Below are 21,557 nucleotides of genomic sequence, written 5' to 3'. Positions count from 1 at the left end.
CTTAAGCCTTGATTTTGAAAGAAGCTGCGTAGGCAGCCGGGTTCTTGCCATCCCAGACCGTACCGTCCAACAACTTGCTGCTGCGCATAGGGTCTTTTGGTACGGATACCTTGGCCATGGTCGCGGCGTCCTTGTAGATGTCGATGCGGTTAACCGCTTTTGCCACCGCCAGGTAATCGGGATCCGCCTTCAATAAACCCCAGCGCTTGTGCTGGGTCAGGAACCACATGCCATCAGACAGGTAAGGGAAATTCACTGCACCGTCATTAAAAAATTTCATGTAGTTAGGGTCGTCCCAAGTCTTGCCCAAGCCATTTTGATAGCGTCCCAGAATGCGCTGATTGATGACATCGACCGAGGTGTTTACATAGGATTTGTCGGCAATGGTTTCTGCCATCTTGGTCTTGTTGGACAAGGACGCGTCTATCCAGCGGCTGGCATCGAGAATAGCGGCGACAACTGCCCGCGCCGTGTTTGGATATTTCTGTACGAATTCAGAAGTGGTACCCAAAACTTTTTCTGGATGATCTTTCCAGATGTCCTGTGTCGTTGTGGCCGTAATGCCTATGCCGTCGGCAATTGCCCTGTGATTCCAGGGCTCACCTACGCAATAACCATCCATATTACCGACCCGCATATTTGCCACCATTTGCGGTGGTGGCACGGTTATCACCTTGGCATCTTTCATGGGGTTGATACCATGTGCTGCCAGCCAGTAATACAACCACATCGCATGGGTGCCGGTAGGGAAAGTCTGGGCGAAAGTATATTCGCGCTTGTCGCTTTGCATGAGCTTGGCCAGACCCGCGCCATCTACAGCGCCTTTCTCTGCCAGCTTCTTCGACAAGGTAATGGCCTGGCCGTTATTGTTCAGCGTCATCAGCACGGCCATGTCTTTTTTATTCCCGCCTACCCCAAGCTGTACGCCATAAATCAAACCATATAAAACATGGGCAGCATCGAGTTCGCCATTGACGAGTTTGTCACGCACGCTGGCCCAGGAAGATTCTTTGCTCGGGATAATCTTGATACCGTACTTTTTATCAAAACCCAGCACCGATGCCATCACCACCGAAGCGCAATCCGTCAGAGGAATGAAGCCTATGTGCACTTCTTCTTTTTCTGGCTTGTCTGATCCCGCAGCCCATACCCCACCAGTACTCAAGCCCATGATGCCTGCCCCGCTTGCCAGTGCAGCAGTTTGCAAGAAACTGCGACGTTTAAAATTAGGTTCATTTTCTACCTGCGTCTTGATGAGATGATTAGAAGTTTCCTGATTCGACATGTCTGCACTCCAGCTAAATTGATTTCTATAATGAAAAAAGGTGTCGTTCCACCACGGATAAACCGTATGGAAAGACACCTTTGTCTTGTGAGGTGGCCGCCGTTAGTCAGACTCACATTTTTTCTTAAGCACCAGCTTTGGCACTTTCTTTAGCTACAGCAATTGCCGTGCCAGCTCAAATTAAAAGACTCTTATCCTCAGGCCAGCGTGGTGACATAAAAATCCCTGAAAAACACCAACTGACGCGCACTTAAATGACGCAATGCACCATTTCCATGCGCAAAGCAGATCAGCCACCGAGCAAATCCGCCACATCCAGCATGCGCTGCGCCAGATCGACCAGCTTCAGGTTCTTTTCCATGGCTTGCTTGCGCATTTTTTGATAGGCCTCGTTTTCTGAAAGATGATGGCGCTCCATCAGCAAACCCTTGGCACGTTCTATGGTTTTGCGCTCCTGCAGCTTGGCCTTGGTATCGGATAATTCGCTACGCAGCTTTTGATCTGCATTGAAGCGCGCCATGGCAACATCCAGCACAGGCTTGATGCGCTCAGAATGCAAACCGGCAACTACATAGGCCGAGACGCCAGCTTCCATGGCTGCAGCCATGTTCGACTGGTTGCCATCTTCAGTGAACAAGACGATGGGGCGAGGCGCATCGCGGGTCAGCATGACCATGTGTTCCAGCACATCACGCGAATCAGACTCGGCATCAATAATGATCATGTCTGGCTGCAACTGGGCGATGCGCTCGCTCATATAGATGTCGCCAGGAATAACCGCGATGATGTTATAACCCGCTTGCAGCAAGCCTATGCGCAAGGCGCGGGAGCGGGCCAATTGTGCCTGGGCGTGTTCCTGCAACTCGTCTTCGCGCTGGATGACCGTGTTCACCACCACAATCCGCAGACTGGTTGATGCTGGTGTTGCCGGTGTTGTCGCTTCGTCAGTATTTGCTTTGCCGCGCATTGATGGCCCATGCCAGATATAATTACGTTTACCAGCAATAGCAAGAATCACACCAATCCCTGCGCTGGAATACAAGCGGACAATCACTTGCATTCTTGCCATGCCTATGTCATTCGCTTGCTTTTCCCTTACTTAGAAACAGATATGATAGTTCTCGGCGTTGAATCCTCCTGTGACGAAACCGGCCTGGCCCTGTATGACACAGAGCGCGGCCTGCTTGCGCATGCCCTGCATTCGCAAATCGCCATGCACCAGGAATATGGTGGTGTCGTGCCTGAACTGGCGTCACGCGACCATATACGCCGCGCCCTGCCCCTGCTGACTGAAGTGCTGACTAAGTCTGGCACAGACAAACAGGCCATCGATGCGATTGCCTATACCCAGGGGCCTGGCCTGGCCGGGGCCCTGCTGGTTGGTGCCGCGGTTGCCTGCGGCCTCGGTATGGCACTCGATAAGCCCGTGCTCGGTGTCCATCACCTGGAAGGCCATTTGCTGTCCCCCTTGCTCGCCAGCCAGCCACCGGAGTTCCCCTTTATCGCCCTGCTGGTCTCTGGCGGGCATACCCAGTTGATGCGGGTGGATGGCGTTGGTCGTTACCAGTTACTGGGCGAAACCCTGGACGATGCTGCAGGTGAAGCTTTTGACAAGTCAGCCAAATTGCTGGGCCTGTCTTACCCCGGTGGACCGGCTATCTCGCGCTTGGCAGAATTTGGCGACCCTGCAGCTTACCAGTTCCCACGTCCCATGCTGCACTCCAAGGACCTGAACTTCAGCTTTTCTGGTTTGAAAACAGCGGTGCTGACAGTCGTCAAAAACCATCCATCAAATATCTGTGAGCAGGACAAGGCAAATATTGCGCGTGGTTTTGTCGATGCCATCGTCGCAGTGCTGACCGCCAAATGCGTCACCGCGATGAAAGAAAGTGGCCTGAAGCGTCTGGTGATCGCTGGTGGTGTTGGGGCCAACCAGCAGTTGCGCGCGTCCCTGAATGCGGCAGCAGCGAAGAAGCGCTTCCAGGTGTATTACCCTGAGCTGGAATTCTGTACCGACAATGGTGCAATGATCGCCTTTGCAGGTGCCATGCGCCTGAAAAACAATCCCGGCCTGGCGACCAAAGATTACGGATTTAATGTGAAGCCGCGCTGGCCTTTACAGGAATTGATCGCCGCCTGATTTTATCCACGGCAGCACTATTTATAGATGCCGCAGCCAACGATCACATTCTCGAATTTCTCTACATACATGGACTTGGGTTCGATCTGCTTGGTCGTGGGGTTGACGAATTTATAATCCTGCCAGGCTTTGCCCTTGGCTTTGACCAGTTCTATACGCTCGCGTATAAAAAATTTGCCATCGACATCGGTGAGGTCAAACATCTCCTTGCCTACCATCTTGGGATTCAGGTGGGCGAGATTTTTGCCATTCATGTCATACACAACGACATATAAGTCACGGTCCTGATACTGACCATCGCGCTTGTTGATCTCGGCTACAGTCGCCTCGACACCATGCTTTTTCATCGCATCGATGGCTTTTTGCACCATGGCCTTGGCCTCATTGGCACTGCCATGCTCTGCCGCCTGGGCCGGAAAACTCATCAAGCCCAGAGTGAACAAGCCTGCCATCCAAAGTTTCACAAATCGCGTCAGCATAAGCAAACCCCTCATTTATGAATAAAAAAGCATGGAGCTTTTTAAGCATAAGTGAGGGGTAGCGAATAATCTAGATTTATTTGCAATATTTAAGACTTATTTTTTCTTGTCCTGCGTTTTATCTTCTTTCTTGCCGTCTTTCTTGTCATCTTTCACTGCCGTCTTCTTGCTACCCAAACGGCTTTCCTTGCCTGCGATCAGGTTCGCGATATTCTGGCTATGGCGATACACCAGCAGCCCGCTCATCACGGCAATGGCCGCCATTTTGATGTCAGGCCCAAACAAGAGACCATAATAAAAAGGCGCAAATATCGCCGCGACCAGGGCTGCGAGTGAAGAGTAACGGAAAGCAAACGCCACCATCAGCCAGCTCACCAGTGTCGCCACACCCAGCCAGATATCAATGCCGATCAAGATACCGGCTGCCGTCGCTACGCCCTTGCCGCCAACGAACTTGAAAAACACTGGCCACAAATGACCGATGAATACTGCCAGGGCAACGATGGCAACACCGGCGTCACCCAAATCAAACTGATCCTGGTAGCGGATTGCCAGCCATACCGCCAACCAGCCCTTGAAGGCATCGCCCAACAGGGTCAGTATCGCTGCCGCCTTGTTCCCGCTACGCAGTACATTAGTCGCGCCCGGGTTTTTTGAGCCATAAGTGCGCGGATCAGCCAGGCCAAACAGCTTGCTGACCACCACTGCAAACGACAGTGAACCGATCAGGTAAGCGGCAACTGCCGCCAGAATTGTATTCATCTTATTCCTTCATTTCTTTAAGCTTCGCAAGTATAAGCCAGGCCAGTAGCAGAATCAGCCAGCCTCGCAAAATTCTTGAAACTGGATTCATTCGTCGATGGCACAATCGACTGGCCGTGCCTGCAAGAGACTTTCCAGCAAGCCGGGAGCTATACCTATCAGATAGCCGCGCTGGCCACCATTGATATAAATTTTTGGCAGGGCAAGTATGCTGCGCTCCACATAGATGGGCATGAGTTTTTTGGTGCCAAAGGGGGACGTGCCACCAACCAGATAGCCAGAATGCTTTTGCGCATTTTCAGGCTTGCAGGGTTCGACTGACTTGCAACCTATCTGCCGGGCCAGGTTTTTGGTAGAAACTTTTTTATCACCATGCATGAGCACGATCAAGGGCTTGGCAGCCTCATCCTGCATGACCAGGGTTTTCACGACGTGGTGCTCATCGACACCGAGTTCACGCGCAGACACCGAAGTACCACCATGTTCTTCATACGCATACGGGTGCTCAGTAAATTCCGCCTTGTGCTTGCGCAGCAACTGAGTTGCCTGGGTGACTGATACATGTTCTTTCTTGGCCAAATTACACTCTCAAAAAACTGGATTTGTAAAAAACAGGCACAGATTATATCGCCTCAGGATGTCTGGCTGGGACACAAGTGCGTGCTCAACATCACTTTATTTGGGCTATTGGCAATAATGAACTTGCAAATCCAGGTATCGATTACGTCGAATGCAAACATTAAAAACGCTCCTGAACACACTTCAGGCAAGCCAGAAACATATTTAAACTACAAAAATTCAATTTCATCAAGATGCAAGATGACAAATAAAAAAAGCACAAAATAATGTCAGGAAAATATGGAAATTTTCGAATTCTCAAGCCTCAAATAATGATTTACAAAATTTCATATTTATTAAATGCATAATATTTATTTCCGTAGTTTGCAAGCAACAATTATTAACAATTCTGTTACATCCCATTACATAATACCGCGCAAGCCAGATGGTCATTCTGGCTTTGCCTGCATGGTTAAAAAAATATAACAGGCCATGTAGTTAGCTCTATCGGTGCTGACCAAACCGACCATACAACAGCAAAACGGTTTGATTGCCGCCGATAAAATTCATAACAACTTAAGGTGGAAGTGAAAATATATGTACCTGAAAGAAAAAAAAGCTTCTCAATTGGTGCGTACTGCCCTGTGCCTGATGGCAGGGTCTATGCTCACCATGAACGGTTACGCGCAAGCCGTTACAGAAGAACCTGCAAAACTGCAAAAAATTGAAATTACCGGTTCAAACATTAAACGTGTACAGACCGAAGGTGCCTCACCGGTACAGATCATTACCAGGGCCGAGCTGGAAAAAACAGGTGCCACCAGTCTGTCATCTGTTATTCAAAATCTTTCTTCAAACAATGCCGGTGCCCTGACCGGTGTTGAATACAACGGTTTCTCTCCCGGCGCAACAACTGCATCTCTGCGTGGCCTGGGTAGCGGCGCCACTCTGGTACTGGTCAATGGCCGCCGTGTTGCACAATATGGCATTACCGGCTTCCAGTCACAATTTGCCAATCTTGACGCGATACCTGTCGGTGCCGTTGATCATATTGACGTCCTGCTCGATGGCGCATCCGCAATCTATGGTTCGGAAGCGATCGCAGGCGTGATCAATATCTGGCTGAGAAAAGACTACACTGGCAGCGAAGTCAAGGTCAGCGGTGGCACAACCTCTCACGGCAAGGCAAAATCCAAAGACTTCAATCTCTCCTATGGTATGGGCGATATTGCAGCAGACAAGTTTAATCTGATGGGCTTTTTCGAGCATCACGACTCTGATGCACTGTCCATGCGCGACATCAATGCCTATAACAGCCAGGATTACCGTGGTTTTGGCATTACCAAAGGCGATCGCCGCACAGCTTACTCAGTACCTGGTAATGTCCTGATCAATAACGTGATTACTGCCCTGCCAGGATGCCCTACAGCCAACCTGGCACCAAACGGCCGCTGCCTGCTGGATCGTTTTGACTGGACAGATGCGGTTCCAAAACGCTCCAACGATTCCTTCTTCGCCCGTGGCGAATATCAGTTCAGCGCGAATCACAGTTTCTTCATCGAAGCTGGGGTCACACAAATCAAAACCAATTTGCGTTTTGATCCACAGTTCTACGCGAACGACGACGCTGGCACTTTCACGATAGCTGGCGGCAAGAGCTACCTGGTGCGTACCGGCGACCTGGGTGCCCGCACTATTGATGTCAAGGATACAGAAACACGTGTCATCGGCGGTTTCAAAGGCACATTGGGCAGCTGGGAATATGATACGTCGCTCGGCTACCTGCAAAGTAAAGTCAACGTAGATCAACGCGGATTCATCATCACCGATCAGATGGAAGCCGCACTGGCAAATGGCACTTATGTGCCTGGCGCCGCCAACAATGCAGCTGACGTGCGTGCCAGAATCTCTCCTATGTTGAGACGTCAGGGCGAAAATAAAACCTGGTTTGCTGATCTCAAAGTCAGTAATTCTGAATTGTTTGAATTGCCAGGTGGCTTTGCCGGTAGCGCTGCCGGTATTGAATACCGCCGCGAGTCCACCAGTGACGTCGACGACCAGTACTTCCTGGATCAACGCGTTTATTCCATCGGTGGTTTGCCAAAGTTGCCATTCTCCAGCCGTAATGTCGCATCTGCGTATGGTGAGTTGAATCTGCCTGTACTGAAATCCCTGGAACTGTCCACTGCGGTGCGTGCAGATAATTACAGTGTCGGTGGCAATTCTCTGACACCGAAGATAGGTGCAAAATGGAGTGTACTGCCTACGGTAGTCTTGCGTGGCACGATTGCAAAAGGCTTCCGTGCGCCTAACTTCCGCGAAATTTCTCCATCTGTCTCCGTTGGTTTCTACAACGGCCAGCAAGATCCGGTACTTTGCCAGACTGGTAATGAACCAGACTGCAATATCTCGCTGAAGGCAAATATTTCTGGTAACGCTAACCTGAAACCAGAAAAATCCACCAGCAACACCATCGGTATCGTTTGGGAACCTGTCAAGGACTATAGCGTCACTCTGGACTATTACAAAATAGAACGCCGTGATGAAATCAGCTCGCTGGACATCACCTATCTGCTGTCGAATCAGAAAGACCCTAACTTCGCGAAATTCATCACACGCGACAAAGGTGGTCACATCACTGAAGTAAGCCTGCCATACATCAATATCGGCAAGACCCAGGTCAGCGGCTTTGATCTGGACTTCAAGGGCAAACAGAATCTGGGTGAATACGGCAAACTGAACTTCCGTTCAAAAATGTCCTTGACCAGGGAGTATCTGACAACGCCATTCCCGGATAGTGAAACTGTCGATTACAACAAGACTTATAGCCAACCTGAATTCCGTGGTTCCCTCGCAGTTGGTTGGGAAAAAGGTCCGTGGTCACATGAGGCATCTGGTAACTATATCTCGGGTTATGACTATGTTGGTACGCCAGCAGACAGCTGCAAGATTGACATCATTTATGGTGCACCAACTTCCTACTGCCGCGTAGCTGCAACTACTACCTGGAACTGGTTCACCGGTTACAAGGGTTTCAAAAACATGGAACTGGCATTGAACATCTCCAATCTGTTTGATACAAAACCACCATTTGATGCCCGTAGCGCGCTGAACAATGGTTCATTCCCATACAACTCAGGTTATAACAGTCCATTTGGCCGTCGTTTCCAATTCTCTGTTAAATACGCGTTCAAATAATCAAAGCGATTATTGAAAAATACGCAGCATTGCATCCATGTACAAGTAAATACAGGATCAAATTTTTGGGGGCCTAGTGCCCCCATTTTTAGGAGTAAACATGAAATTTCGTACAACGCTGCAACATTTGATCGTTGCCGCTTTTGCTGTCTTACCTGTCTGCGCTGCACATGCCGGGGCCCCTGCAGAAACCAAGGCATATCAGAGCGCAGCCGACATACCGGTAGAAGTCTTCTTTAAACTGACAGATTACCGTGACTTGTCGATGTCACCAGATGGAAAAACCATCGCTGCCATCGTGCCACTGAATGGCCGTGGCAATCTGGTATTGATAGATCTTGCTACGCGCAAAGCCAAAGTCATCACTTCATCTCCCCGCTTTGACGTCGCGGAGAGTCGCTGGGTAGGTAATAAGTATCTGTTCTATCGCACTGCTGACGGACAAGAAGCAAGGGGCCGTTTTGTCTATAAAGGCTCCTACTACTACGATATAGACAATGATAAAAGCATGGAGCTGGAAAATACGAATGAACGCAAGAAAGGCGACATTCATATTGACAGCATCATCATGGCAGAAGGCAATGATTCGCCAGAAGCCTATGTTTCCATGCGTGGAAGAAGCAAGGAATATGCGGATGTCTATAAATTCAACTTCAAAACCAGGCGCTCGCAATTATTGACATTCGAGTCCCCAGGCCGTACAGAAGGCTGGGAACTGGATACCCACAAACGTCCGCGCATCGCACAAAGAGGTGAAATCCGTCCGGCAGCTGGTCAGCCACAGATGACTGCTTACTATCACCGTGCTCCCGACAGTGAAAAATGGGAAAAAATATTTGAACAATCCAGCTACAACGATGGCACGATGTACGATGTGCTGGGTTTTGACAATGATGACCGCACCTTGTATGTCTCTACCAACAAAGATGGCCTGGATAAAATGGCCGTTTTTAAATATGACACTGTCACCAAGAAATTTGGTGAGATGGTGCACGCAGATCCCATATTTGATATTAACGGCCAGAGTAGCAGTGCACGTTTGATACGCGAAGGTGGTGACGATGCCGGCAAAGTCGTGGGCCTGGCCTATGATGCAGCCAAACCAGTACATGTCTGGTTTGGCAATAGCGCAAGAAAAACCCTGTCTGAGCAAATTGATGCATCCCTGCCCGCAACTCAAAATACCTTCAGGTTATCTGCTGATGGAAGCAAAGCTTTGGTGCATTCCACGTCAGATGTTCAATCAGGCATCTACTATTTGTTTGACACACAAAAGAAAACTCTGGAACCTATAGTTCAGGAGCGTGAGTGGGCAAATCCAGCCTTGATGGCAGAACGTAAATACATAGGCTTCAAGGCCCGCGACGGGCTGCCGGTATATGGCTACCTGACCCTGCCTAAAGGCACTGAAGCCAAGAACCTGCCGTTGATCATAAATATTCACGGCGGCCCTATGGTGCGTGGTTTCCACTTTTCTTCCTGGGGGCGCTGGCCTGAAGCACAATTCTTTGCCTCACGTGGCTATGCCGTCCTGGAACTGGAACCACGCGGTTCTGAAGGTTATGGTCGCAACCATTATGTCAAGGCGTGGAAACAATGGGGCGGCACCATGCAGGATGATATCAATGATGGTGCGATGTTCCTGGTGCAGGAAGGCATCGTCGATAAAAAACGCATGGCGCTGATGGGTGGTAGTTACGGTGGCTATGCCTCCCTGCAGGGCATGACCAGAGACCCAGACTTGTGGCGTTGCGCCAGTTCTGTCGTAGCCGTTAGTGATCTCGGCCTCTTGCAGAACGTTTCCTGGTCAGATACCTCTGAAAATGCCGACGCGGCAACCGGCGGCTACCTGAACAATGAGTTCAAACTCTGGGTAGGTGATTCCAAAGCTGATGCCGCCTTGTTTGAATTGCGCTCACCAGCCAGGAATGCCGCCAACGTCAAAGGCCCCATCATGCTGACCATGGGCTCCGATGACAAGCGTGTTCCTTTGATTCATGGTGAAAAAATGCGTGATGCCTTGTTGAAAGCTGGTAAAACCCTGGATTACAAGGTCTATCCAGAAGAAGGACATGGTTTCAACAAAGACGTTAACGTATTTGACTTATACAACCGCAGCGAAAAATTCTTTGCTCAGTGTTTGAAGAAATAATGTTGATTCTTTAGGCAATCCTAGCCAAGTTCAATATGCAAGACAAAAAATCCCCTGTGATTGCAGGGGATTTTTTTGTTCTGTCATTTCCTGGAAAAATGAAGCAGGAAGATACAGTCAATAAAAAAGCGCCAAGAATTTGGCGCTTTTCAAGAATCTAGCTCAGGCTCACTCTATTTTAGTGATAGGCGGCTGATAAGGAGTAGGGATCGGTCCATTAGGGCGAGGGGGATTTCCTGGCCCTACAATTTCTCTGGGGACAACCCCAACAATCTCAACTGGTGAGGCAATGATTGGATTATCTGGACTTTCACCGTCACCGCCGGCAATCAGGCTCAATTCTTCATTTGAAATCAAACGCATTTGACACTACTCCATTGTAGGTAAATAAATTATGTCTGTTCAGACATAAGCATTTGCACCATTCCCGGCTTTTTGTGCCTGGAACAGCATCCTGGCACGGGACTATGCACTTCCATGCATACAACCACATGCCTGAATTCTTTTTCCGCACTTCTTCACCCAGCCATATACCCAACAGCACAGGCAAATAAAGGCTGCTTTAACTTAAAAAAACAGCAAAAAACATATATCGATAGCACACTTTTAAGTCAGCATAAGTTGCTAAATTATATTTTATAAAATATCACACAATGAATGCTACATCAACAATAAATGGATAAATTTTTTCCCATTTATACAAGCATTTGATATCAGAATAAATCAGCAATCCAATTGGAAAATGCGTTCAATTTAAAACTTGGCATGCATTACTTACTCAGCTTGAGTAAAGGGCAAAACAGTCGCTCGCTATTCTATTTTTTCAGCAAACATGAAAAAAGCCCCGTGCTTTTACACGGGGCTTCGAGCTTGCCAGAAGTCAGTATTTGAAAATGATGCTAATACTGTATGCTGCAAAAAATGACTGCACTAAACGACTACTTTAAACGACTGGATCAAACGCCAGCCCTCACCAGTGAAGCCTTCAATACCTCATTCAAAGTAGCCAGACTTTCAGACAAATGCGCACGGGATTCCGGGCTCATAGGCTTGCCGACTGCACCACGGATAGCTACCAACAACTGATTTGCCTGTTCCCTTTGCAAACTACGGGCATCAGCCGGTGTAGTTGCAGACGGTTTCAGCAAGGCATTCGACAAACGCTTCAGATGTTCACGTTGCAGATTGCGGCGGGCCGAACTGATATCTGTACCACTTGCCAGCTCACTCCAGATATTCGATTGCAGGTTTCCGTACAGCTCATGCAGGGACAATACCTTTTTAGGGTCGCGCAATTTCTCTGCATTATTGAGCATGCGTTGTGCCACCAGATCAGACATCAATTGATCCAGGGCCGCAGTTTGCAGACCCAGCAAACGTGTGGAGATAGACACGTCATTACGATTGGCACGCTGGAAGTGATCGACACCCAAACGGCTAAGGAGCTCTGGTGTAAATACAAAGCTCTTGGCCGTGAACAGGCTGTCAGATACCAGCTTCAAAGCCTGGCGCTGACGTTCTACCGCGATAGGCGTGAAAGTGGCACGGCCAGTACCAGCGTGGTCACGCAAGAAAGTGGTGCCGCCGACATATTTCGTCGCCAGAGGTACGGTACGGGCAAATTGACCAAAACCATATTCAAAACTACGGCGCAGGGTTTCATAGCTGTCACCCGCTTTTAACTGACGGGTTTGCAGCCTGTCCCACAATTCGCGTGAAATCGTCAAACGTTTTTGTATATAGACCAGCGGATCAGAACCCAGATCGAAGACGTTAACATCGGGGTCTGAAACCATGGTGCCCGCAGAATCCTCATCCGTACCATACGCCAGCAAAGGCTCGGTAGAGCGTGAAGCAATACGGGTCAGCTCTTCTTTTTCCTTGTCGGCATCGATAGGCTTGTAGGCATATTCAATTGCCCAGTAATCATAGGGGCCGAGGGAAGACATGACGTATTCGCCCTGAGGCTCACCCTTGGTCGCCAGATTGAAAGGCACATAGTCCATAACTGAGCCAGCCATGCCATTGACTTTGGTGAACGCCGGGTCTTGCAATTGCTTCAGGGTATAGATCGTGGAAGAACGGAAGTTATGACGCAAGCCCAGAGTGTGGCCAACTTCGTGCATGATGACGTCTTTGACATAGGCTTGTGCCAGTGCTTCGGCTTTTGGGCTGTCCATGTCCATTTCACCACGGGCATCCAGCAAGTCCATGGCGAAACCCATTTCCATTGATGCTTCGTGGGCAAAATTACAGTCACCCTGGGCATGCAGCGCATGTGTCTGTGCATCTTCACCTATCATGCGGCGGGCACCACGGGCAAAGACATCCGACATACCGATATCTGCATCCAGAATTTCGCCGCTGCGCTCATCGACACGTGAAGGGCCAATAGCGAAGCCGACGTCTGCACCGACAAACCAGCGTATCGAGGCATGGCGAGAATCCATGGTATCAAAAGCGTCTTTTTCAGTTTGCTGTTTGACGACCACGGCGTTTTTGAAGCCTATCTTTTCAAAAGCCTTGTTCCATTCGAGCACGCCTTCAGTGATCGATTTACGATATTTCTCTGGCACGTTCTTGTCCAGCCAATACACGATAGGCTGTTTTGGTTCCGACAGTGCGGCTGTCGGGTCTTGCTTTTCCAGGCGCCAGCGATTCACGTAGTAACGCGAAGTCTTGGGTTTGATGTCTTCGGTGAAATCGTAGCTGGTCGTCACAAAATGCCCGAGCCTGTCATCTGCCAGGCGTGGTCGCATGGCTTCGGTTGGCAGCGCTGAGAAATTAAAATAGAAACCGACGAAAAAGCTGCGCGGATCAGGTGTCGTTTGTGGGGGCGTAGGGAGAGCTACCGGCGGTGGTACCAATGGAGACGCAGCAATGCGCGGTGTCATGAAATGTGCATTCACAAACAAACCTGCCAGAGACTCATCCGTATTCAGCTTGCCAAAGCTGGTGTTGGCCTTGTCCAGCACATACATGGCGCGATAGGCATATTCCAGGCTCGTTGAATAACCAGGGATATCATTAAACAGCAAGGCACTGGCATCGACCAGGATGCCTTTCGACTCTGAATTGGGCGTACTCAATACGCTGGCGCTGGCCAGCAGACTATCGGAAAACGCTTGTGAAACAGCGAGCGCCTGTGGCGTGCCTGGAGTGGCATAAAACTGGGTATTCTTGGCCAGCAGTTGTACCTGATTACCAATTTTTTTGAACACGGCCTGATATCCACGACCCATCTGGCTGCCATACAAACCACGCTCACCTATGCTATTCGGGATGTTGTAAGTAAACAGGAATGGTTTATCAAATTGCTCGGGGCGAATTTCCAGCCAGACTTTGTCGTCTTTCTGGTACAAATTAAAAAATCCCTTGAGCTCTTTAGCGTCTTTGATAACATCTTTAAAAGGACGCAATCCGGCAGGAGGTGTTGCTGCAGGCGCTGGCGCAACCGCTGGTGTAGCTGTCGCAGCGCCATTTGTAGCAGGTGCAGCGGCCGGGGTCGCGGGAGGTGTCTGGGCAAGGGCTGCCTCACTCAATGCACATAACAAAAGGAGTAAGGTCTTTTTCTTAAAATGTACTTCTTTTGACAATTTCATATTTTTTCCTGGTTGGATGAATTGGCCGCAAACTACTCACTAAGCAAGGATTTGCTCAGTTCATAGACCTTGTTTCTCGTTACAAGTTCTTACATATTGCAGGAACTTATCAATAGGTTGGATTTTTACAGAAATTCGGAAATTTGAAAATTTTTTCGCATTTCTCGGGTTTATATTAAACCGCTAAATGACCGCAAATCCATCATATTTTCTTGAAACTGATACTTTTTTCCAGCTTTTATAAGCTTATAACCGGAATTTATATCGATATAAATGAATTTTCAAAAAGATATTGAAAAGTCATTTTCATGGAAAATTAGAAATTAAATTTTCATTTCCTGTCGTCGTCAAACAACAAGCGCTCAAAAAAAAGTAACAAATGCTTTCCCCGAAAGGTATTTTATTTACATAATAAAGTTCTGTTTGATTCATTGCCTTTCACTTCCCGCACGCAATTATAAAGAGGATGGATTTGGCAGCATTTCATCAGGCAGCAGCACAGGATTGTTTGTAAATTTACAAAATTTCTGAACTAAACCTGTCTGCCAAACGGATCCGGCACCCGATTGCATCTGGTCTATCAACAAAGAGGGAACAATAATGATATTTAAAGAAAAAATAGGCGTGCAGTCCGTGCGCCTGGCGCTCAGCGTATTTGCTGGCTCCATGCTGATCGGGGGTTTTGCCCACGCTCAGACTGAAGCACCACAACGTATTGAAATTACCGGCTCTAACATCAAGCGCACGGATAAAGAAGGTACGTCTCCAGTACAAATTATTACTGCAAAAGAAATTCGTGAAAGCGGTGCTGCAACTGTCACTGACTTCTTGAAGAAAATCCCTGCGATCGGTACGGGCGGCGCGCTTGATAACGTCGATGGCGGTTTCTCCAAAGGTGTCGCAACTGCATCCTTGCGTGGACTGGGTTCTTCGTCCACCTTGATCCTGTTGAATGGCCGCCGCATGACGCCAGCAGCGTATGCCAATCCAAACGACGGTCAATCCACACTGTATGACTTGAATTCGATCCCTATCTCTGCGCTTGAACGCATTGATATTTTCAAAGATGGCGCATCTGCGGTGTATGGCTCTGACGCTATTGCCGGTGTCATCAACTTTATTACCAAGCAGGATTACCAGGGCGCGCAAGCTTCTGCCTCTGTATCCTCTGATGCCCACAGCAAATTTGGCCGTCAAAAAGCCAATATTTTCGCTGGTGTAGGTAATTTCTCCAACGACGGCTACAACGTCTTTGCGACATTGGATATCTCCAAGCGCGACAGCACCAAACTGCAAGATGCTACTGCCTGGGAAAAAAGCATGTACCAGGATATCAATGCGACATTGATTCCTTACTACAGCTCTATCAGCGCCAGCCCTATCTTCTTCAGAGAACGTACACCTGGCAGCAATTCCTTCTTCACCAGTGGCGCATTCCCTAATGCGAATATCGTCAATGCGCTGAACTGCCCTACTTCCCAGCAACTGGTGGGTGGCCCGCAGTACAACCTGGCAGCGACCAGCTACCTGACAGGCCGTACATTCTGTAACTATAACGGTAACCAATACCTTGAATCTCAAGGCGCAGCTCAGGATATTAACTTCCTGTCCCGCGGTCAATTGCGCATCAATGACAATATCAGCGCTTTCGGTGAATTCGCTTACTCCAAAACAGAACGCAAATACACTGGCGTATCACGTACTATCGACGGCCGTACAGCAGCGTCTGCGTTCCCACAACTGGGTGCAGCTGCAAGCTTCCAGGCGATCTTGCCTGTTGGCCATCCTGACAATCCGTTCCCGACTTCTCGTGCAGCGATTTTGTACCGCTTTGAAAATATTCCTGGCGGCTCCAAAAATGAAAATGATGCAGCACGTCTGGTAGCAGGTATCAAGGGCAGCAATTTCAACTGGGATTGGGAAACAGCAATTCTCTGGAATAAAGTCAAACGTGAAGAAACCTTGAATGGCTTCATCCAGTTAGACGCTGTTCAAAAACTGATCACGCAAAATAAATCGATTGCTCAAGTAGCTGCTGACCCATCCGTCAGTCGTCCACTGGTCAACCACAATTCCTCTGAAATTACTCAGTGGGATGCCAAAGCCAGTACTGAAATCGGCCAGTTGGCTGGTGGTGCAATTGGCCTGGCGACAGGTTTTGAATTGCGCAAAGAAAAAATGCAGTTGACGCCTGACCCTGCAACAGCAAGCGGTAACGTTTTGGGCCTGGTCAATCAATTCTTGTCTGGCGAGCGTAATGTCAGCTCTGCTTTCGTAGAATTGCGCACACCATTCAGCAAAACTTTTGAAATGGATTTTGCCGGTCGTTACGATAAATATCCAAATCTGAAAGGTTCTTTTGTACCAAAAGTGGGCCTGAAATGGACACCAAACGACAGCATTTCTTTCCGTGGTACCTATGCTGAAGGCTTCCGTGCTCCGGCTTTGAATCAGATTGTTAAAGGTGGTACACAGTACTTCACCACGACAGCTGATCCTATCCGTTGCCCAGATGGCGTAACAGCGGTAACTGGTGCAGATCAGTCTGATTGCAGCAAGAGCATTTCCGGTGTTGCCGGTTCCAGCCCTGACCTGAAACCAGAAACCTCCAAGAGCTTGACTATCGGTCTGATCCTGGCACCGACCAAGAACTTTGACGTCGCACTGGATTTCTACAAAATCAGGAAAGAAGGCGAAGTTGCCTTGCTGGGTACTGACGTTGTTATCCAGCATCCAGCCCAGTATCCTGGCCTGGTTATCCGTGATACCAATCCTGGTACATGGATCAAGGACGCGAATGGCAATGTGATTCCAAATTCCGGCCCGATTTTCTCTGTGTTTACCCCATACATCAATCAGGGTAGTACAGAAACAACTGGTGTGGACATCGACACGACCTTGCGTACTTCTTTGGGTGCCTACGGTAACCTGACAACCAAACTGAACCTGAACTATATCTTCTCTTACAGAAGTGCTGGTTCACCTGGCGATCCAGAGTTCAACCTGGTTGGCGGTAATGTTGGTGTTGCTAACTGGGCTTTGAATCGTGGTGCGATTCCAAAACTGAAAGCATCCCTGAGCACAGCATGGACCAACGGAGCGCACGCAGTAAGTGGCTCGATCAACTTTGTTGATTCAGTCTCCCTGTTGCGTCGTTACGATGGTACTGTTGAATACCCAGTTCCATATTGCTACTACGGTACTGGTCAACCATCCACAGCCTACAGCCTCGGTGGTCTGCCTAAGTACAGCAACTACAATATGGATTGTAAGATCGCAAGCTGGACTACGATCGATGTCAACTATGCTTACACAGGTATCAAAAACCTGACTATCAGCGGCAACATCCAGAATCTGTTTGATTCCAAAGCGCCGTATGATCCGGGTGCAGGTACAGTTGGCTATAACCAGTCTCTGCATAACCCGCTGGGTCGCTACTTCACAGTTAGCGCGAATTACAAATTCTGGTAATCACCAGCAATTTGGGAAGTGAATGAAGTTTGTTTGCTTCTATCTTGCAGAGTAAAAACGCCTCGTGTAACGAGGCGTTTTTTTTAAACCACGCGCTTTACCTTCGATACATTCAAGTCTGGAGAACATATGCGAACTATATATCTGCGCATCACACAACCAGTTTTAAAATTGATGCTTGCCTTGACGTGGGTGCTTGTCAATGCTCAGGCAATACAGGCCAGAGAAACACCTATACCCGTTGAAAATTTTTTCAAGAGTGCACAATTTACCGATGCGCTATTGTCACCGAATGCAGAATTTATCGCCTTCCTGGCAGCAGATACCAGCAATCGCACCATGTTGTTGGTGATGAATGCTCAGGGTGATGCAACACCGACAGTAGTGGCTCGCTACAGTAACCTGGATGTAGTGTTTTTTAATTGGGTCAACAATGACCGCTTGGTTTACGGAATCTCTGATAAAAAAACCGGTGCAGGCGACACCTATGCTGGCACCGGTCTGTTTGCAATCGACAAAGATGGCAAAAACTCGCGACAAATAATTGATCGGATCCGCAGCATCGAGGCACCAAAATTTCGTATGCTACCGGCTAGTACTCAATTTATAAGTCCTGTTAATAGCGAAAATTCAGATGATGTATATGTTGGGCAGCCCTCTACCGAACGCGTAAATTCAGGCATCAATTTATTCAGAGTCAACACTCGTACCGGACAAGCTGAAATCGTTAGCGTACCACCAAATTCAGGAAGTTTTTTACAAGACCAATCCGGGCAAATTCGCATTGCCGTATCAAACAGAGATGGGATCACCGGCGTCCACTACAAAGAAAATAAAAACACACCATGGGTATTGTTAAATAAATTTGATGGAACCATAGAAGATGGGTATGTCCCAATTTTTATCAGTTCTGAGGGCGAGCTGTACGTCACTGCGCGCAACGGCAAGGACACTGCTGCGCTTTATCGCTACGACATTAAAAAGAAAGCACTGGATGCTTCCCCTTTAATGGAACTAAATGGCTTTGATTTTGAAGGCAGAATACTGTTTAACAGTAAGCAGAATAAAATTGCCGGCATTCGTTATGAGAGCGATGCCCCAGGTACTCTATGGTTAGATGAAAAAGAGAAAAGGATACAAGGCCAAATTGATGCCTTGTTACCAGATAGGGTAAATAATGTTGACATAGGAAGAAATCCAGATTCTGACATCAGACTCGTCAAGTCTTTTTCGGACACGCATCCAGGCAGTTTTTTACTATTCAATGCAGCTACATCAAAACTAACACCCCTGGGTGAAGTCCTTCCTGATATTGATACTAGCAAAATGGCCTATCGTGATTTTGTCAGGTACAAAGCCCGCGATGGCATGGAAATTCCGGCTTATGTGACCTTGCCAAAAGGGCGTCCTGCAAAAAACCTGCCTCTGGTTGTAATGGTACATGGCGGCCCCTATCTAAGGGGTGGTCACTGGAACTGGACACCTGCCGTACAATTTCTGGCATCCCGTGGCTATGCAGTCATAGAGCCGGATTTTCGTGGCAGCACAGGATATGGTAAAAAACTGCACGAGGCTGGCTGGAAACAATGGGGCCTGGCAATGCAGGATGATTTAGCGGACGCGCGCGAGTGGGCGATCAAACAGGGTTATGCGGATCCAAAACGCGTCTGTATTGCAGGCGCAAGTTATGGGGGCTACGCTGTGCTGATGGGATTGATCAAAGAACCCGATTTGTATCGTTGTGGCATTAGCTGGGTAGGCGTATCAGACATCAATTTGCTGTATGACGTTTCCTGGAGTGATACGGCAGGCAACGCCTGGACCAAATTCGGCATGCCCAAGCTCATTGGTGATCAACAAAAAGATGCTGAACAGTTGCAGCGTACATCGCCACTGCAACAAGCCTCCAGGCTTAAAAGCCCCTTGATATTGGCCTATGGCGGTGCAGATGTGCGCGTCCCCATTATTCACGGTACCAAGTTTTACGACGCAGTCAAAGCGCACAACAAAAAAGTGGAATGGATAGTTTATCCAGAAGAAGCGCATGTCTGGGGTTTATTGAAAAACAATGTCGATTTCTGGACCAGGGTAGAAAAATTCCTGGATGAGAATACGGCAGTAAAATAAATCAATGCGCTTCAATTAAAAAATCCACGCTGATCAGCGTGGATTTTTTTGTCTGCCACAAATTTGCTCAGCCACGCGGATGATGTATCGCATGCAACTTTTTCAGACGTTCACGTGCCACATGCGTATAAATCTGCGTCGTTGAAATATCCGCATGACCCAACAGCAGCTGCACTACCCGCAAATCGGCACCATGATTCAACAGGTGTGTCGCAAAAGCATGGCGCAAGGTATGGGGTGACAAATGGGTAGTAATCTCAGCCTGTGTCGCATACTTCTTGATGAGTATCCAGAACATCTGCCGGGTCATGGCACCACCGCGGGCTGTGACGAACAAGGCATCATCTATCTGGCCATTCAGTATGGCTGGCCTGCCTTCACGCAGATAGCGTTCCAGCCAGGCGCGGGCTACTTCGCCAAACGGCACCAGCCTGGTTTTGTCGCCTTTGCCGGTGATACGCAGCACGCCTTCGTTCAAGCCGACTTCTATGGAGCGCAAACCCACCAACTCACTGACACGCAAGCCACAGGCATACAATAGTTCCAGCATGGTCTTGTCGCGCAAGCCGTGGGGATTGGTCTCATCCGGTGCCTGCAGCAAGGCAACGACCTGGGCTTCGCTCAGGGTTTTGGGCAAACGCTGTCCCTGTTTGGCCGAGCGCAATTTGGTGCAAGGATTGACACTGATCAGGTTTTGACGGAATGCCAGCAAATAAAATCGCTTTAGTACGCTCATGCGCCGGTTAGCAGAACTGGCTTTGGATGTGCCGTGTTTGGCTGCAATGTAATTGCCTATGTCAGCATGATTGACTTCGTACAGATGTTTACCTTGATCTGTGTGCAAATACTCGGCAAACAGGCGCATGTCGCGGCGGTAAGCCTCTATGGTATTTTTTGCCAGCCCGTCTTCCAGCCATAGTGCGTCGCAAAACTGATCGATTTGCGACGTCAATTTTTCCGGCAAGATGACAGGCAGCGGTTTTACTTCCACAATTTTTCCTGGGTAAAGCCGGCCACGCCCTCATGTGTCAGCAGCCAGCGCTTTACACCAAGGTGGAATCCGGTTTCATCATCATTGTGGGCAAAGCCCCCCAGGCCACCAGCAGCAGTCACGCGGTGACATGGGATAACCAGCGGGTACCAGTTGGCACCGCAGGCCTGGCCAACCGCACGTGGTGCCGAGCGTATATGCTTGGCAATCTGGCCGTAGGTCAGCACCTGGCCGCGCGGTATGGAAGAAATAGCATGCCACACCTTGCCCTGAAATGCCGTGCCGGCCTCTTTCAAAGGCAGGTCAAATTGAAAGTCGGGATTTTCCAGATAAGCCGCTATTTGCCTGGCGGCTTTTTCAGCCACTTTGTCTGATGGTGCTTTTTCCTGGAAACGTGGCGGCAAGTAAACCAGTTCACTGATTTTCTGGTCTTCGCAACGTATGCCAACGGCCCCAAAAGGGGCTTCGACGATGGCGGAGAAAAAGCCCGTTTCCCTGGATTCCTTAGCTTCTTTATTCGACATGGTTTTCCTTTTTGACAAAAGAAAAAAGGCGCATCATCCGATGCGCCCTTAAAACATCTTTCGCGTTTTCGGCTGTTTAGCGTATGCGATTTTTTTTAATTTATCACATCCACTCAGCTTGTAGTAAAAACGCGCGTCTCCTCAGTGTGTACGGTATCGTTACCGTTATTTTGCACTACCGCCTTTTAAACCTGTGTGCCTTTTTCTTATTGATCTTAGTCTTGCAAAAATCTGAACTGCCGTGAATATAGCATGACAAGTTTTGGCT

Annotated in this window: 14 protein-coding genes; 5 read left to right on the top strand and 9 right to left on the bottom strand. The window is 48.7% G+C overall.

Features of this window, described 5'->3' with window-relative positions; genetic code table 11:
• Window position 1: 1 nt before the first annotated feature.
• Complete coding sequence (locus UNDYM_RS05665) at window positions 2-1,285, bottom strand: CmpA/NrtA family ABC transporter substrate-binding protein (protein ID WP_162040180.1); 1,284 nt, start codon at window positions 1,283-1,285, stop codon at window positions 2-4.
• Window positions 1,286-1,574: 289 nt separating this feature from the next.
• Complete coding sequence (locus tag UNDYM_RS05660) at window positions 1,575-2,252, bottom strand: ANTAR domain-containing response regulator (protein WP_162044468.1); 678 nt, start codon at window positions 2,250-2,252, stop codon at window positions 1,575-1,577.
• Window positions 2,253-2,396: 144 nt separating this feature from the next.
• On the opposite strand from UNDYM_RS05660, the gene tsaD reads away from it, so the two are divergent.
• On the top strand, window positions 2,397-3,425 hold the full coding sequence (gene tsaD / locus UNDYM_RS05655) for a tRNA (adenosine(37)-N6)-threonylcarbamoyltransferase complex transferase subunit TsaD (protein ID WP_162040179.1): 1,029 nt from the start codon (window positions 2,397-2,399) through the stop codon (window positions 3,423-3,425).
• A 17-nt stretch (window positions 3,426-3,442) separates the two neighbouring features.
• Here the strand turns inward: tsaD and UNDYM_RS05650 are convergent, their stop codons facing one another.
• The 3 genes from UNDYM_RS05650 to ybaK all read right to left on the bottom strand — a co-directional run bounded on the left by UNDYM_RS05650 (window position 3,443) and on the right by ybaK (window position 5,245).
• Window positions 3,443-3,904, bottom strand: coding sequence for a cache domain-containing protein (locus tag UNDYM_RS05650; protein ID WP_232063726.1), 462 nt, complete (start codon window positions 3,902-3,904; stop codon window positions 3,443-3,445).
• A gap of 96 nt (window positions 3,905-4,000) precedes the next feature.
• Window positions 4,001-4,666 (bottom strand): glycerol-3-phosphate 1-O-acyltransferase PlsY, encoded by a 666-nt coding sequence (gene plsY, locus UNDYM_RS05645; RefSeq protein WP_162040178.1) that lies wholly within the window; start codon window positions 4,664-4,666, stop codon window positions 4,001-4,003.
• 87 nt (window positions 4,667-4,753) lie between these two features.
• Window positions 4,754-5,245, bottom strand: a complete 492-nt coding sequence (ybaK, locus tag UNDYM_RS05640; RefSeq protein WP_162040177.1) for a Cys-tRNA(Pro) deacylase — start codon at window positions 5,243-5,245, stop codon at window positions 4,754-4,756.
• A gap of 576 nt (window positions 5,246-5,821) precedes the next feature.
• Here ybaK and UNDYM_RS05635 point away from each other — a divergent pair.
• A complete protein-coding gene (locus UNDYM_RS05635) occupies window positions 5,822-8,422 on the top strand; it encodes a TonB-dependent siderophore receptor (RefSeq protein ID WP_162040176.1) in 2,601 nt (866 codons plus the stop codon).
• Between the two features lie 100 nt (window positions 8,423-8,522).
• Window positions 8,523-10,574, top strand: a complete 2,052-nt coding sequence (locus UNDYM_RS05630) for a S9 family peptidase (RefSeq protein ID WP_162040175.1) — start codon at window positions 8,523-8,525, stop codon at window positions 10,572-10,574.
• 168 nt (window positions 10,575-10,742) lie between these two features.
• Here the strand turns inward: UNDYM_RS05630 and UNDYM_RS05625 are convergent, their stop codons facing one another.
• Complete coding sequence (locus UNDYM_RS05625; RefSeq protein WP_162040174.1) at window positions 10,743-10,937, bottom strand: hypothetical protein; 195 nt, start codon at window positions 10,935-10,937, stop codon at window positions 10,743-10,745.
• 593 nt (window positions 10,938-11,530) lie between these two features.
• The gene (locus tag UNDYM_RS05620) at window positions 11,531-14,176 is read right to left on the bottom strand and encodes a zinc-dependent metalloprotease (protein ID WP_162040173.1); all 2,646 of its coding nucleotides are present in this window, start codon (window positions 14,174-14,176) and stop codon (window positions 11,531-11,533) included.
• Between the two features lie 600 nt (window positions 14,177-14,776).
• Here UNDYM_RS05620 and UNDYM_RS05615 point away from each other — a divergent pair.
• Both UNDYM_RS05615 and UNDYM_RS05610 read left to right on the top strand, forming a co-directional pair.
• Window positions 14,777-17,647: a TonB-dependent receptor domain-containing protein gene (locus tag UNDYM_RS05615; protein ID WP_162040172.1), complete on the top strand. Its 2,871-nt coding sequence runs from the start codon at window positions 14,777-14,779 to the stop codon at window positions 17,645-17,647.
• 129 nt (window positions 17,648-17,776) lie between these two features.
• Window positions 17,777-19,774, top strand: coding sequence for a S9 family peptidase (locus UNDYM_RS05610; protein ID WP_162040171.1), 1,998 nt, complete (start codon window positions 17,777-17,779; stop codon window positions 19,772-19,774).
• A 67-nt stretch (window positions 19,775-19,841) separates the two neighbouring features.
• Here the strand turns inward: UNDYM_RS05610 and xerD are convergent, their stop codons facing one another.
• Both xerD and UNDYM_RS05600 read right to left on the bottom strand, forming a co-directional pair.
• Window positions 19,842-20,765, bottom strand: a complete 924-nt coding sequence (gene xerD / locus UNDYM_RS05605) for a site-specific tyrosine recombinase XerD (RefSeq protein ID WP_232063724.1) — start codon at window positions 20,763-20,765, stop codon at window positions 19,842-19,844.
• Window positions 20,756-21,289, bottom strand: a complete 534-nt coding sequence (locus tag UNDYM_RS05600) for a methylated-DNA--[protein]-cysteine S-methyltransferase (RefSeq protein ID WP_162040170.1) — start codon at window positions 21,287-21,289, stop codon at window positions 20,756-20,758. Before UNDYM_RS05600 ends, xerD begins: the two co-directional genes overlap by 10 nt.
• Between the last annotated feature and the right edge of the window lie 268 nt (window positions 21,290-21,557).

The sequence above is a fragment of the Undibacterium sp. YM2 genome (assembly GCF_009937975.1).
GTDB lineage: Bacteria > Pseudomonadota > Gammaproteobacteria > Burkholderiales > Burkholderiaceae_D > Undibacterium.
This window is presented reverse-complemented; position numbering and strand designations above follow the sequence as displayed.

Bases quoted from the DNA above. Each gene is read 5' to 3' on its own strand.
- UNDYM_RS05600 (WP_162040170.1), bottom strand. From the start codon at position 21,289: ATGTCGAATAAAGAAGCTAAGGAATCCAGGGAAACGGGCTTTTTCTCC.
- UNDYM_RS05650 (WP_232063726.1), bottom strand. From the start codon at position 3,904: ATGCTGACGCGATTTGTGAAACTTTGGATGGCAGGCTTGTTCACTCTG.
- UNDYM_RS05660 (WP_162044468.1), bottom strand. From the start codon at position 2,252: ATGCGCGGCAAAGCAAATACTGACGAAGCGACAACACCGGCAACACCA.
- UNDYM_RS05625 (WP_162040174.1), bottom strand. From the start codon at position 10,937: ATGCGTTTGATTTCAAATGAAGAATTGAGCCTGATTGCCGGCGGTGAC.
- plsY (WP_162040178.1), bottom strand. From the start codon at position 4,666: ATGAATACAATTCTGGCGGCAGTTGCCGCTTACCTGATCGGTTCACTG.
- UNDYM_RS05615 (WP_162040172.1), top strand. From the start codon at position 14,777: ATGATATTTAAAGAAAAAATAGGCGTGCAGTCCGTGCGCCTGGCGCTC.
- UNDYM_RS05630 (WP_162040175.1), top strand. From the start codon at position 8,523: ATGAAATTTCGTACAACGCTGCAACATTTGATCGTTGCCGCTTTTGCT.
- tsaD (WP_162040179.1), top strand. From the start codon at position 2,397: ATGATAGTTCTCGGCGTTGAATCCTCCTGTGACGAAACCGGCCTGGCC.
- UNDYM_RS05620 (WP_162040173.1), bottom strand. From the start codon at position 14,176: ATGAAATTGTCAAAAGAAGTACATTTTAAGAAAAAGACCTTACTCCTT.
- UNDYM_RS05610 (WP_162040171.1), top strand. From the start codon at position 17,777: ATGCGAACTATATATCTGCGCATCACACAACCAGTTTTAAAATTGATG.
- UNDYM_RS05665 (WP_162040180.1), bottom strand. From the start codon at position 1,285: ATGTCGAATCAGGAAACTTCTAATCATCTCATCAAGACGCAGGTAGAA.
- UNDYM_RS05635 (WP_162040176.1), top strand. From the start codon at position 5,822: ATGTACCTGAAAGAAAAAAAAGCTTCTCAATTGGTGCGTACTGCCCTG.